Source organism: Vibrio sp. S234-5, assembly GCF_000960595.1.
Lineage (GTDB): Bacteria > Pseudomonadota > Gammaproteobacteria > Enterobacterales > Vibrionaceae > Vibrio.
The window spans coordinates 16,160-28,443 of record NZ_JZAM01000128.1 but is presented as its reverse complement, the minus strand read 5'-3'; the positions used below and the strand labels follow the sequence as shown (position 1 = coordinate 28,443).

Here is a 12,284-nt window from a genome sequence, read left to right as displayed (position 1 = left end):
ATGAATACCTTTGTGATTGAAACAGTGCTACTGATTTTACTCGGGATGTTTGTCGTGCTGGTTGCGCTGCAATTGTGGTTTTGGCTTCGGCCCTATCTTTATGATCTGCTGCTGCCAGCCGACTTTCGTTTTACAGTGCGTAATCTGCTGGCGACGCTTAATCAGGTCAAACCACGTGGTGAGATTAGCGCAGAGTACGCCGCGCAGCTTGGTGAACTGATGCAACCCAATCTAGCGCAAAGGCAGAAAATCCTTGCCGTTACGCAGCTTTTTACCGAGGTCACGCAAAATCATCCAATCTCGTTCAACAGCAGCAAAGAGCAAGCGATTGTTGAACAGAGTGCTCAGCAGTTGCAGCATTTAGCACAGCAGATGAGTAAGCAACCTAAGCATCTCTGCCATGCGATTTCAGCCCATTTTTACTGCGCTGCTTGTGTATGGCTGTGTCAATTGATCTTGGCGCAAGGCACAAACGACGCGCAAGAGAAAGACGCATCGGCGTGTGAACAGTGAACGTTCAGCTCGTCTTAATTTTGAGATTTTGTTCACTCGGGATTGTGGTGATGAAAAAATACACTATAATCTCGGCTGATTTTTATAAGATGTCGCAAAAATCAGTTCAGCTCTGGCTCCTGTGCCTGCCCTAAGGCCACTCGAGCAGGTGCGAACAAGGAAGCCATTTTCAGACGTCTTGATCAACAGATATAACAAGTTTGCTTGTTTGGTATATTTGCCTTGATTGAGGTTTCTCGTGTTATTCGCAGTATCTAATCCGTTTATTAAAAAAGTGAAGTCATCGATTTTGTTTGGCTTATTGTCGATGACTTGTGCTCTTCCTGCTGCCCACGCAGCGATTGAAACACTCTCGCTGACGCCAGAACAAAACTGGATGCCAACCACCGACCTCAGCCTGCCAAGGCAGATGAAAATCGGTACGTTGGAAAACCACATTCGTTACGTACTGATGCCGTCACGCCGTAGCAAAGATGCCGTCGCTATTCGCTTAGGGATAGGAAAAGAGCGCCGCGCGCAACGTTTATACAGCAAGCAAGCGCTATTGAGTGAGCAGGCGCTGGCGGATTCTTTGCGTGAAGTCCTAGAACAAGCGGGCAGTAATCAAACCCTGATCACCGGTGATCAAGAAGAGGTTACGCTGATTCTGGTTGGCGATTTTACAACGCGTGACGCTGAAGATGCGATTGATGGTGTTTTTGCTGATGTCAAACTCGTGAAGAAATCGCAGCCATCGGCCACGCAGTTTGCCGCCGCGCAGCCAGAGATTGCGGAGCAAACACCGCGCATTTGGGTTTCTACAAAAACGTCTACTGAAGCGATGCTTGAGATTGATGAAGACAGCAAAATGAGCCGTAAGGAATCGCTGTCGCGCCAATTGGCAAATCAAGTATTGGCCAAACGGATTGAAAATGCGCTCGTGACCGATGCCGAGCAAGAAAAGGTTGCGGTATCAGTCGAGGAAGAAAAAGCGGCGGGGCGCTTATCAACCAAAGCGTTAATTGAGTTTGCTCAGCAACCGGATTGGATGCAAGCCAAAGATATCATCGCGAAAGTGATTGATTACACTAAAAATGGCACCATCAGTGCGCAGGAATTCAGTGACGAAGTGCAGCAAATGCATCAACGTTTAAAAGCAAACTTGCAGCAGGATATCGGCGAGCAAGCGAATGAGATCGCGCTTGCGGTGCATCGTAAACAGGTTTATCTCCAGCCTTCGGATGAGCTACGTCTGTTTGAATTTCACGTTGCCCACATGAGCGAAGCGGATCTCAACCAGTCAGCGATTCAAATTTGGTCTTCCGACATCGCGACTATGGTGCAACCGGCCGTAACCCATTGATCGAGCCTGGTCGCTTATCCAACTTTAGATAGAATACACACCGCTCTCTGGCTTTAGACGAGCGGTGTTTTTTCAAGGCAGCGGCGACACAAACAGCCTTTGCCTTGTAACTCGATGGCCATTTCTCTCTCTTCTAAGTCGAAGCACCAACAGGTCGATTTGCCCGCGCTGATGTCACAATGGCTCGGTTGGCTGCAACTTGGACATTGATGGGTGGCCTCTTGGCCTGCAAGTTGTGACAAAATGTGCTCTCTTTGCTGATCGCTGCTGGATGCCCAATTGACAATCTCCGGCATGGTGCGGTGGCAGCCTTGGCAAATCCCGCCATTATTTTTGCATGCGCCGATACACGCTGATTTCATCTTCTGTTTTTCACCTTGGTTGCAAAGGGGCACAATGATAATCTTTGTTGTTTAGCAAAGACAGGATAAAAACGCGATGCTGGAAAAAGAGAACTTACTGAAATTGGCGCGTATGCCGATGCCCTATGGCAAATATGCCGGGCGAATGCTGATCGATCTACCAGAAGCTTATTTGCTCTGGTTTGCCAACAAAGGATTTCCTGAAGGGGAATTAGGCCAACTGCTACAGCTTTGCTTGGCGTTAAAAATCGAAGGGCTAGACACGGTCGTAAAGCCGTTGAAGCGAGACAATCGAGCGTGATAACTGCGCTCCCACCTTACAAACCTTGTCTTAAGATGCTGCTAACCAGCTTGGTTATGTAGCTGCTTTCTAATGTTCTACCAATCAAAAGCTGGTGATTCAGCAGGCCGAGTAAAAGAGTAAATAGCGTCTCGCCGAGCTCTTTGGAGACATAGTGGCCGAGCATGGCAAGGTATTTCTGGTTTGCAAGCTTCATACATTCGTCGTCGGCAATGTGCTCTTGCCCGATAACATCAATGTAATCGGAGACCAGTTTTAACTCTTGAAAATATCTTGGCGCAATTTGCTGCATGATCAGCAGGAAGTTTTCGACTCGTTGTGCTGGCGTTGCCTGCTCGGCCGAAGGTCGATGAGCGATGGCATCGCTATCAAAGTTCACAATCGCTTCTGTGGCAGCGCGAAACAGCTCATTCTTACTTTTGTAATAGTAGTAGAGCGCGCTTTTGCTCATGCCAAGTTGGTCGCAGAGCTGGCGCATACCGATATTCTTGTAGCCATGAACGAGAAATAGTTCAGCAGATCTTAACGCGATCTCCTCTCTGCGCTGGTTATGGTCAATGATCTTTGGCATCTCTGTTCCTTGCTTGTTTACTTTTCTTCACCATTGCTGTTGCGCAGTATAACACAGCGATTTTTATTTGGACCACTTGGTCAAAAATGACTTTACCTTGTATGAAAAACCTTCTAATTTAAAAAAGACCAAGTGGTCCAAAATGGAGGTGGCGATGAAAATTGATTGGAATGTCCCCGACGTGAAACCGGGTTTTTCGGGTGCAATGGAGAAATTTATTGGCCCTGGTGCAACCAACGCAGAAAAGCAATTGCAGTACTCTTTGCCCTTGTTAGCAGGGCTCGCCATCGTTGTGTATGCCTATTGGGCACAGTTGGATTGGCGCTGGCCGCAGTATCTGATTGCTGGGTTTCTCAGCGCGGATATTGTCGGTGGCATCATTACCAATGCCACCTCAAGCGCCAAACGTTGGTATCACCGTGAAGGTCAAGGTTTTAAGCAACATCTGCTTTTTGTTGCCTCGCACTTTGTACAGTTATCGCTGTTTAGCTGGGCATTTTTCTCTTTCGATCTGCTTTGGATAGCGGCAGTCGGTGGATACATGTTGCTTGCCTGCATCACCATTTTGCTCATGCCGCTCTATTTGCAGCGACCTGTGGCACTGGCCTGTTACTCACTAAGTATTTTGCTTTGCCTGTATGTGTTTAGTGCAGCCGAAGGCATGGAGTGGTTCCTTCACTTGTTTTACCTCAAGTTGCTGGTCAGTCACATACTAAAAGAGGAGCCGTATCGCCCAGAGACAGAACTTTCGTCAGGAGAAAGAGAATGAATAATTCCCAGCGTATTCTCGTTGCTGGTTCAACGGGCTATTTAGGTTCACACATCGTAAAGCAACTGATTGAGCAGCAGATGAATTTCAAAGCGCTGGCTAGGAGCCGAAGCAAATTGCAGCAGTTGGGGGTGGACGACGCGCAGATTGTCCAAGCGCAGGTAACCGACGCGCAGCAATTGCAAGGCATCTGCGATGGCGTGGAGGTGGTGATTTCTTGTTTGGGTATCACCCGTCAGCGTGATGGGCTGAGTTATGCAGATGTTGATTACGGCGCGAATCTCAACTTGCTGCTGGAAGCTGAGTGTGCTGGCGTGAAAAAATTCATCTATGTATCGGCCTTTAATGCAGCGCAGTTTCCAAAGGTTCGCTTGCTCAATGCCAAAGAACGTTTTGCTTGACGGCTTCTTAGTTCGACCACTGTTACGCCTTGTGTGATTCGTCCCAATGGATTTTTTTTCTGATCTGGAGGAGATTTATTATATGGCAAAAAGCGGACGCGCCTATCTTTTTGGTCAAGGTGAGTTGAAACTCAACCCGATCCATGGAGCGGATCTGGCGCGCTTTTGCCTAGAGGCCATATCGTGCACTGAGCAAGAGCTTGATGTCGGTGCCCCTGACGTACTGAGCGCCAAGCAGATTGCGCAACTGGCTTTTGACGCCTTAGAGCGCGAAGCCAAGCTGACTCATTTGCCTGATTGGATGCGCCGCACGAGTTTGGTGATTGCGCAACATCTGCCCGAAAAATGGGCTGGCCCGTTCGAATTTTTCCTTGCCGCGATGGGCAAAGATGCCATCGCACCGCGCTATGGTTGCCACCATCTAAAGGACCATTATCGCTTGCTGGCAAAGCAAACCCACCATGCCGCTCACTCACAGTAGTTTCACTCTGGGGTAGACGGTATCTGCTGTGCAAAGTGCTCAAAGAGAAAATCGAGAAACAAGCGAATGCGTTTGGGTTGGTACTGGCGGCTCATGTAAATCACGTTGAGATCGGCGCTCAAACTGGCTGCTGACGTGTTGAAGTTTTTCATATAGTCATCCAGTACGGTGACAAGGCGCTTTTGCTGAATATCTTCCTGCACATCCAAAATCGATTTGAGCGCAATGCCTGCGCCATCCAGTGCCCAGAGCCGAATCACTTCCCCATCGTCAGAAAATCGCTTTGGCACTATGGTAATGGCATCGCGCTGTTCGCTGGCTTGAAAGTGCCAAGTTTTTAGCTCCTCGTTGCTGCGTAGCATCGCCAAGCAATCATGATGAGCGAGATCGTGTGGCGTTTCCGGCGTCCCTTTTTTGGCTAAGTACTCCGGTGAGGCGCACAGTACGCGCTGACTGGCCGCTAAGCGGCGGGAGATCAAATTGCTGTCGGCCAGTGAGCCATACCTTACCACCACATCGATACCTGATTCGGCAATATTCACCAAGTTATCATTGAGATAGAGATAGGGCACGACTTGAGGATAGCGCTGGCAAAAGGCCGATAAAATCGGGTAGATGTACTGCTTGCCAATGTCTTTCGGCGCGGCGACTTTCAACGTGCCACGCACCTCTTTACTGCCGGTTTGCAGCAGGTTTTCTGTTGCTTTGACCGCCTCAAGGATCTCCAGACATGCTTGGTAATACGTCGCACCGGAGTCGGTGAGTGAGAGATGGCGGGTACTGCGATTGAGCAGCTTCACGCCATAACGCTCTTCCAGTGCTTGTAAGCGCGCGGTCACAGTGGCGGGGGAGAGCCCGAGTTCTCTGCCTGCGGCGGCAAGCCCTTGGTTTTTGACTATGCTGGCAAACATCGTCATGTCGGCAAATTTATCCAATGGAGTCTCCTGATTGTTTGGAAATTCTAAATAATGAATTTAATAAACGGTAAATTATCAAATTCTTTCGAATGAATATACTGGCTCAACTATGGTGCATCGACATCATTGGACCAAACGCTAGGCCAGTGGCTCTGTGCGTGAATCGCCCCAAAAGAGTTAGGAAAGAAACATGAAATTATACATCTATGAACATTGCCCATTTAGTGCCCGCGTCCGCTTCGTCGCTGGTATGCTCGGCCTCAAGCTTGAAGTCGAAACCATCGATTATGATGACGATAAAACCACCACTGAACTGGTAGGCAGTAAACAAGTGCCTGTGCTGGTTAAAGACAATGGGGTCGCCATCGCAGAGAGTTTAGACATTATCCAATCTGGTTAACTGATATCACGTATTTTTTAGGTTGAAAGGAACTTCCACAGTTTTAAGGTTTATTTTGGGTGTAACTCAAAACACAATGTCGACTAAGTACTCTAACCGTGAGCTCATTTGGACCAACTTCATTAAATGAACGCAAAAATAGGACAACCGAGTGGAACAATGGGTTTCGTTGATAATATTGTTGTCCTTCCCGATACTGATGACGCTGGGCGACTCCCGATGCGCCTATACAGCAATGTAAATGCAATATATCAGTGCAGCTGTATCCTTATATCCTCACAAAAACAAGCAAGATAGTGGGAAAAACACAGTTGGAATAGCACTGAAAGAGGAACCCGATGTATAGCACGCTCAGCTAACACTATGAGCTGCATATCTCTATTTTAATAGGTAGTCAAAATGAAAAAACGGATACTAAAGGCAAGAAGACCCATTTTAGTCCTTTTTTTGGGAGTAATCTTGGGGAGTTCGATTTCAATGAGCAATGCTGAAACTGCCCCCTTTTCTGTCAAAGTGCAGTCTCGGCTTATGACCAATAAGTTGGTTGGTGCAGACGCCGCTGATTTGGATGGCGATGGGGTTCCCAACAGCAGAGACAAAGACTACAACCCTGAAGGAGATGCGGATGGTGATGGTATCAGTAATAAGGCAGAGTACGACAGTGGTTCGGATCCGCTGGATCCAAATTCTCCTATGATGAGTGAGGATGAAGAGCAGGATGGAGAGGATAGCGCCAATGACGTTGAGCAAGAAGTGGATCCAAACATGGATACAGAAGAGGAAACACATGAAGACGAATCGTATGGGGTAGATGGCTAAGGTTATAAGGGTAAGAGCCGCTGCCACAGTCGGGAAGAATAGTGCACAGCGGCTACTATGACTATTATGGATAGCCCCCCTTTTTTTGAAAGGTCTATTATGAAACACCGAGTGTTCACTGCCATGTTTTTTTTGATTAGCGCCCCTTCTCTGGCTACCAGTTTTGACTGTGGGAAGGCGCGTACAGCGATTGAAAAAATGCTCTGTGCTGACGAAGAACTTTCTCGAGAGGATAGCAGGCTAGGCTATCTTTATCAGGAAATCCGCAATAATACGCCCCGCCTTTACTTTCTGAAGGAGGAATTGACTTCTCAACAGAGATTGTGGTTGAAGCAGCGAGACAAGGCTTGCGACAAGCTTTTGGGTGTCGAGCTCACTCACTGTTTAGCCACGTTTTACGAGACCCGCTATGAGCAGCTACGCCAGCTTCGTGATCAACCCGCCTCGGTGCAATCCACGAGTAAATGGTACGACATAGAAACAAAAGCATTTCTCTCATTCGATCAGCAAAGCCGAATTTGTCACGATGAGATGTTTCTTGAAAGAGAACCGATGGATTCGTTGCTGGGGTTTCATTTAGAAACGCTAGAAAGCATCTCTCCCCTCAAAGCGCCGAAAGTTGAAGACCGAGTGGAGGGCTGCCCTGAATCGACTTCAAGCGAACATCGGTACTCAGAAACGCTGGTGTACGTCAATAACAACGTGGTATCTCTGCAAGTCTACCATTGGGCGTATTCTGGTGGAGCCCATGGAAACGGAGAACCAACCCTGCTTAGTATTGATACCAATAAGCGGGCTCTACTGAGTTGGCAAGATATTTTTGGCGACAATCAAGCTCTGGAGCAGCATATCTATCGACGAGTGGCCAGTGAACTGCTTGACGAGGGTTACCTGCCGGCCCCTTCTGTCTCTGGGGCTATTTTTTACTTCAAGGAAACCGGAGCATTCACTATTCGCTCCGACGGGTTGTACATTCAATACCCAGCTTACGCTATTGCGCCCTATTCCAATGGAGAGCCTTCCTTAACCATCCCGTTGCTGATCTTGCAAAAATATATGACAAAAGATCAATACCAATATTTTTTCGGCGCGCCGACGGATCGAAAGTTGGCCTTAAGGCCGAGTTTGGCTATTGAGACTGGCGTTCTGGAAGTGAAGTGACGGCTTATACTCACAGTGGCGAGGACATTCATTGAGTCTGAAATCAACACGATGTTCTCAACAAGTGTTTCGCTGCTGAATAAGAGCAGAGTAGAGCTATATTTCACTGCTATTGGCTTATTAAAGTGACGCGAATATTACTTTAAATTATTGAAAATAAAGTTATTTTAACATCTGGTCAAACGATGGCAGCCGGATTTCAACTTAATGCTCAGTCGGCCACCGGAATTGGTCGAGCTTTTTCCGGCGATGCCGTTATCGCGGACAATGCCTCGGTTATGGCGCGAAACCCTGCCGCGATGGCACTGTTTGATGAAACAGCCTTGTCGTTGGGGTTTGAAATCATTTCCACAGACATTACAGCGGAAGATGTGCAATACAATGGTAACCCGGCAGAATCGTTTGACGATGCCGGAAGCGTATCGGTTGCGCCTAATGTCCATGTGATCATCCCAGTAAACGAACAGTTTGCTTGGGGTCGGCTTTAATCTTGGAACCGTTTTTGAGCTGGACGAAAATAACCGCTTTGGTCTTTCCTATCGATACAGCCCGGAAATTGAAGCGGACGGGAATGTGGAGTACTCCGGCGACAAAGACAGCAACGGCACACTCTACATGCTGCTGCCTAATATGGCCGAGTTTTCGGGCTACCATAGAATCAAAGAACCCCCTTCGCGCTTCACTACAGTATTCAATACACCGGGTGGAGCTGTTTTGATAAGTTGGATGCCAAGATCAATGGCACGACCACCACACTCAATGATTACAACTGGCAAGATGCTTGGCACTATGCCATTGGCGGGACGTACGAGATTGATCAACAGTCCAATATTGATATCGGTCTGACTTACTTGATCGGTGAGGATGTGCAAGCCGATGAAGTGACGGATGCCGGACCCATTGAGCTGTCCCGTATCTCGGCCACCACTCGTGCCAATGCAGTTCTCTTTGGCTTACAGTACAACCGCACGTTCTAATGCGATAGCAACGCTTGATGGTAGCGAGCCTATGCCAAGTTAGCGTACAACTTCGTTCAGTTGTACGCGCTGATAAGCTTGAACAACCGCCGACATGGCCTCACCATGGCCGCGCTGCAAGCGTTGATAATGCGCGACAGTGGTTGCCTGATAGCGTTTGGCGATATCCAGCGGCGCGCAAGACCACATGGAATCCCCAACGACAGAAAGCTCTCGATGCGTATCTTGCTGGCGCGATAGGTGCAACACTTCGTAAAAGCGGCGATTCTCTTCAATGAGCTTTTCGTCAATCAGGCCAAACTTAAGGCGACGCAGAGCTTGGCGCAGCATGTACAGATGATGCACCGGGCAGAGCAGAAACTCCAACTCGGCTTGCGGGTGTCGCTGGCAAATTTGCTCAACCAGTGTCAGTGTTAAGTCGCCACCAACACCGGCAATGATCACCAAATGTCGGCCTGCAAAACCTTCCAAAGGCAACTGCGCAACGTCAACGCACTCGACATGCCAGCGATGGCGTTGAGCCGTGTGGTTTGCTTCAAGCGTTTGCCTCACTTTTTCTGTTAGCTGCGGCACGATGTCGACAAAATGCACCTTGGCACTTTGTGTCTGTTGCAGCAACGCAAGCCCCAGATAGCCGTGATCGCAGCAACAATCCCAAATATGGTCATACTCGTTGCTCACCATGGATTGCAGAGTTTGCATGCGTTGACTCAGTTTCATTTTCGCTCCGATAAAGGCGGGACTCAAAGCGGGCGATTGTAGTGGTTTTTGCCATCGGTTGAGAAGTGAAATGCGTGGAAAAGAGGTGCAACTTCTTGGATGAAAAGTAAAATAGCCGCCTAAACCTTGTATTTTCTGGAGAAGACTATGGCCAAGCGGGTTCCAACTAACATTATTACTGGCTTTCTCGGTGTCGGCAAAACGACCACGATTCTCAATCTGCTCGAAAATAAACCGGCCAATGAAAAGTGGGCGGTGTTGGTGAATGAGTTCGGTGAAATCGGCATTGATGGCGCGCTGATGACAGAAAGCGGCGCTGTGATTAAAGAGGTCCCCGGCGGATGCATGTGTTGTACCGCTGGAGTGCCGATGAGCGTTGGGATCACCGCATTGCTAAGGCAAAATCCTGATCGCTTGCTGATTGAACCGACCGGACTGGGCCATCCAAAACAAGTGATTGCAACGCTCACCTCGGCGCAGTATCAAGAATACGTTGATCTCAAAGCGACGATTGCGCTGGTGGACCCTCGCAATCTCAGCGATGAAAAATACACCATTAATCAGAACTTTAATGACCAGCTTGCCTGCGCCGATGTGGTGATTGGTAGCAAGGTGGATTTGTGCCATGCCCACGATATTGACGTATTTAATGATTGGCTGACCGATCAAACGCCAGCGAAAGTGTTTAGCAAGTTAATCCACGATGGACAGCTGCCGCTGGAAGTGCTCGACATTGAGCGCGTGTATGGCAGTGCATCGACGCATATTGAAGCGCATCATCACCATCACGCAGACATGGAGCCGCAGTTTCAGTTGCAGCCGGGGCAGGCGTATGTGCGTAAAGAGAATCAAGGGCAAGGCTACTTCAGCTGTGGCTGGCTAATTGGCGCAGAGTATCGGTTTAATTTTGACCAACTGTTTTCTATGTTGACTGACTTAACCGCAGAGCGTGTTAAAGCGGTTATCAACACCGATCAAGGCTGTTACGCCTTTAATCGCGCCAATGGTGTGCTGTCGGTCAACCAGATGTCGTTGGAAGGATTTGAATCGCGTATTGAGGTGATTGATTCACAACGGATGCCTTGGGACGAACTTGAGGCGATTTTGCTACGTTTATGCGGTGCCCACGCCGAGTAAGCAGAGTCGACACTGAAGTTTTTTCAGTGAATTGTCGAATATCGTGAGATATATCACTCGCTTTCAGGTAGAATGCTCGGCCATTTGTTTACGCGATTAACTTTTTGTCTGTTTAAGGAAACGCTCCATGTCATTTGCATCTCAAGGTTTTGCTCCCGAAGTCGTGAAAGCGCTCGAAGAGTGTGGCTATGAAAAGCTAACCCCAATTCAGCAAAAAGCCATTCCTGTTGCCCGTCGTGGCCATGATATTTTTGCCACTGCGCAAACCGGGACTGGCAAAACCGCCGCTTTCTCTCTGCCTTTGATCCAGCAATTGCTCGACAGCAGTAAAACGGCATCGCGTAAATCGGCTAGAGCGCTGATTTTTGCGCCGACGCGTGAACTGGCCGAGCAGATCGCGGACAACATCAAAGCTTATACCAAATACACCAACCTCACGGTAGCGGCGGTCTTTGGTGGTCGTAAAATGTCGAGCCAAGAACGTGCTTTAGAAAATGGCGTCGATATATTAGTGGCGACGCCAGGACGTTTGGAAGAGCACATCGAAGCGGGAAATGTGACGGTCGCCAATATCGAATTTCTGGTGTTTGATGAAGCGGACCGCATTCTGGATATGGGCTTTATCAGTGCGGTACGCAAGATTCTTCTCGACGTGGACACCAATCCGCAGATCATGATGTTTTCTGCCACGACCTCAAGCCAGCTTAACGAGCTGTCGAAAGACATTCTACGCAAGCCAAAACGCATCGCCGTTGAGCGTGAAAATACCACCGCGCACACCATTGCACATGTACTGTATCCGGTTGATCAAGAACGCAAAACAGAGTTGTTGTCGGAACTGATTGGCCGTAAAAACTGGCAGCAGGTGTTGGTGTTTGTTAACTACAAAGAGACCGCCAACGAGATTGTGCAAGAGCTGAAACTGGACGGCATTAAAGCCACAGTTTGCCACGGCGACAAAGCGCAAAGTGCACGTCGTCGCGCGCTTGAAGAGTTCAAAACGGGCAAAGTGCGCGTGATGGTCGCGACCGATGTCGCCGCGCGTGGATTGGATATCGAAGATTTGCCACACGTGGTCAACTACGACATGCCGTTCTTGGCTGAGGACTATGTGCACCGTATTGGCCGTACCGGCCGTGCGGGCAAACAAGGTCATGCGGTCTCTTTCGTCAATCGCGAAGAAGAGCTGACGGTGATTCAGGTGGAAAACTTAATTAAGCAGCAGATCCGCCGCATTGAACTGGCCGGATACGAGCCGAAAAGCCGTACCGCGTACATCGACAAACTCAATAGCAAGCCGTCGTTTAAAAATCGTCAAGGTCGACGTAACAACGCCAACGAGCCGACCGATCAGGCCGCGGCAGAACGTCGCTTAGCGATGGTCAAACGTTTGAAAGCGCGTCGCGGTTAATT

General features: G+C 48.7%; 12 protein-coding genes and 3 pseudogenes. 11 read left to right on the top strand and 4 right to left on the bottom strand.

What is annotated here, in order from left to right; translation table 11 throughout:
• Entirely contained in the window at positions 1-513 is a 513-nt protein-coding gene (locus UF06_RS04910) for a hypothetical protein (RefSeq protein WP_045569450.1), read from the top strand.
• Between the two features lie 238 nt (positions 514-751).
• Positions 752-1,855: an insulinase family protein gene (locus UF06_RS04905; RefSeq protein WP_052702523.1), complete on the top strand. Its 1,104-nt coding sequence runs from the start codon at positions 752-754 to the stop codon at positions 1,853-1,855.
• Between the two features lie 53 nt (positions 1,856-1,908).
• Here the strand turns inward: UF06_RS04905 and UF06_RS04900 are convergent, their stop codons facing one another.
• The gene (locus UF06_RS04900; protein ID WP_045569449.1) at positions 1,909-2,217 is read right to left on the bottom strand and encodes a cysteine-rich CWC family protein; all 309 of its coding nucleotides are present in this window, start codon (positions 2,215-2,217) and stop codon (positions 1,909-1,911) included.
• A 76-nt stretch (positions 2,218-2,293) separates the two neighbouring features.
• Here UF06_RS04900 and UF06_RS04895 point away from each other — a divergent pair, with 76 nt between their 5' ends.
• Entirely contained in the window at positions 2,294-2,518 is a 225-nt protein-coding gene (locus tag UF06_RS04895) for a DUF3820 family protein (RefSeq protein WP_045569448.1), read from the top strand.
• Between the two features lie 16 nt (positions 2,519-2,534).
• Here UF06_RS04895 and UF06_RS04890 read toward each other — a convergent pair whose 3' ends face one another.
• Complete coding sequence (locus UF06_RS04890; protein ID WP_045569447.1) at positions 2,535-3,089, bottom strand: TetR/AcrR family transcriptional regulator; 555 nt, start codon at positions 3,087-3,089, stop codon at positions 2,535-2,537.
• A 154-nt stretch (positions 3,090-3,243) separates the two neighbouring features.
• Here UF06_RS04890 and UF06_RS04885 point away from each other — a divergent pair, with 154 nt between their 5' ends.
• Both UF06_RS04885 and UF06_RS04880 read left to right on the top strand, forming a co-directional pair.
• Positions 3,244-3,858 (top strand): hypothetical protein, encoded by a 615-nt coding sequence (locus UF06_RS04885; RefSeq protein WP_045569446.1) that lies wholly within the window; start codon positions 3,244-3,246, stop codon positions 3,856-3,858.
• Positions 3,855-4,740 (top strand): annotated as a pseudogene (locus tag UF06_RS04880) (SDR family oxidoreductase). The gene UF06_RS04885 and the pseudogene UF06_RS04880 overlap by 4 nt, the downstream one beginning before the upstream one ends.
• Before the next feature lie 2 nt (positions 4,741-4,742).
• Here UF06_RS04880 and UF06_RS04875 read toward each other — a convergent pair.
• A complete protein-coding gene (locus tag UF06_RS04875; protein ID WP_045569445.1) occupies positions 4,743-5,675 on the bottom strand; it encodes a LysR family transcriptional regulator in 933 nt (310 codons plus the stop codon).
• A 172-nt stretch (positions 5,676-5,847) separates the two neighbouring features.
• Here UF06_RS04875 and UF06_RS04870 point away from each other — a divergent pair.
• The 4 genes and pseudogenes from UF06_RS04870 to UF06_RS23725 all read left to right on the top strand — a co-directional run.
• Positions 5,848-6,048, top strand: a pseudogene (locus tag UF06_RS04870) (glutathione S-transferase N-terminal domain-containing protein); the annotation flags it as partial.
• Positions 6,049-6,534: 486 nt separating this feature from the next.
• Positions 6,535-6,876: a hypothetical protein gene (locus tag UF06_RS04865; RefSeq protein WP_045569443.1), complete on the top strand. Its 342-nt coding sequence runs from the start codon at positions 6,535-6,537 to the stop codon at positions 6,874-6,876.
• A 57-nt stretch (positions 6,877-6,933) separates the two neighbouring features.
• Positions 6,934-8,037, top strand: coding sequence for a DUF3298 domain-containing protein (locus tag UF06_RS04860; RefSeq protein ID WP_082069577.1), 1,104 nt, complete (start codon positions 6,934-6,936; stop codon positions 8,035-8,037).
• Positions 8,038-8,183: 146 nt separating this feature from the next.
• Positions 8,184-9,014 (top strand): annotated as a pseudogene (locus tag UF06_RS23725) (outer membrane protein transport protein).
• Positions 9,015-9,053: 39 nt separating this feature from the next.
• Here the strand turns inward: UF06_RS23725 and UF06_RS04850 are convergent.
• The gene (locus UF06_RS04850) at positions 9,054-9,734 is read right to left on the bottom strand and encodes a tRNA (adenine(22)-N(1))-methyltransferase TrmK (RefSeq protein ID WP_045569441.1); all 681 of its coding nucleotides are present in this window, start codon (positions 9,732-9,734) and stop codon (positions 9,054-9,056) included.
• A 147-nt stretch (positions 9,735-9,881) separates the two neighbouring features.
• Here UF06_RS04850 and UF06_RS04845 point away from each other — a divergent pair, with 147 nt between their 5' ends.
• Together UF06_RS04845 and UF06_RS04840 are read left to right on the top strand one after the other, a co-directional pair.
• Positions 9,882-10,871, top strand: a complete 990-nt coding sequence (locus tag UF06_RS04845) for a GTP-binding protein (protein WP_045569440.1) — start codon at positions 9,882-9,884, stop codon at positions 10,869-10,871.
• Between the two features lie 127 nt (positions 10,872-10,998).
• Positions 10,999-12,282, top strand: coding sequence for a DEAD/DEAH box helicase (locus UF06_RS04840; protein WP_039442993.1), 1,284 nt, complete (start codon positions 10,999-11,001; stop codon positions 12,280-12,282).
• The last annotated feature ends 2 nt before the right edge of the window (positions 12,283-12,284 follow it).

Excerpts from the sequence above, each read along its gene's own strand:
- UF06_RS04910 (WP_045569450.1), top strand. The coding sequence starts at position 1 with ATGAATACCTTTGTGATTGAAACAGTGCTACTGATTTTACTCGGGATG.
- UF06_RS04900 (WP_045569449.1), bottom strand. The coding sequence starts at position 2,217 with ATGAAATCAGCGTGTATCGGCGCATGCAAAAATAATGGCGGGATTTGC.
- UF06_RS04895 (WP_045569448.1), top strand. The coding sequence starts at position 2,294 with ATGCTGGAAAAAGAGAACTTACTGAAATTGGCGCGTATGCCGATGCCC.
- UF06_RS04890 (WP_045569447.1), bottom strand. The coding sequence starts at position 3,089 with ATGCCAAAGATCATTGACCATAACCAGCGCAGAGAGGAGATCGCGTTA.
- UF06_RS04885 (WP_045569446.1), top strand. The coding sequence starts at position 3,244 with ATGAAAATTGATTGGAATGTCCCCGACGTGAAACCGGGTTTTTCGGGT.
- UF06_RS04865 (WP_045569443.1), top strand. The coding sequence starts at position 6,535 with ATGAGCAATGCTGAAACTGCCCCCTTTTCTGTCAAAGTGCAGTCTCGG.
- UF06_RS04860 (WP_082069577.1), top strand. The coding sequence starts at position 6,934 with ATGACTATTATGGATAGCCCCCCTTTTTTTGAAAGGTCTATTATGAAA.
- UF06_RS04850 (WP_045569441.1), bottom strand. The coding sequence starts at position 9,734 with ATGAAACTGAGTCAACGCATGCAAACTCTGCAATCCATGGTGAGCAAC.
- UF06_RS04845 (WP_045569440.1), top strand. The coding sequence starts at position 9,882 with ATGGCCAAGCGGGTTCCAACTAACATTATTACTGGCTTTCTCGGTGTC.
- UF06_RS04840 (WP_039442993.1), top strand. The coding sequence starts at position 10,999 with ATGTCATTTGCATCTCAAGGTTTTGCTCCCGAAGTCGTGAAAGCGCTC.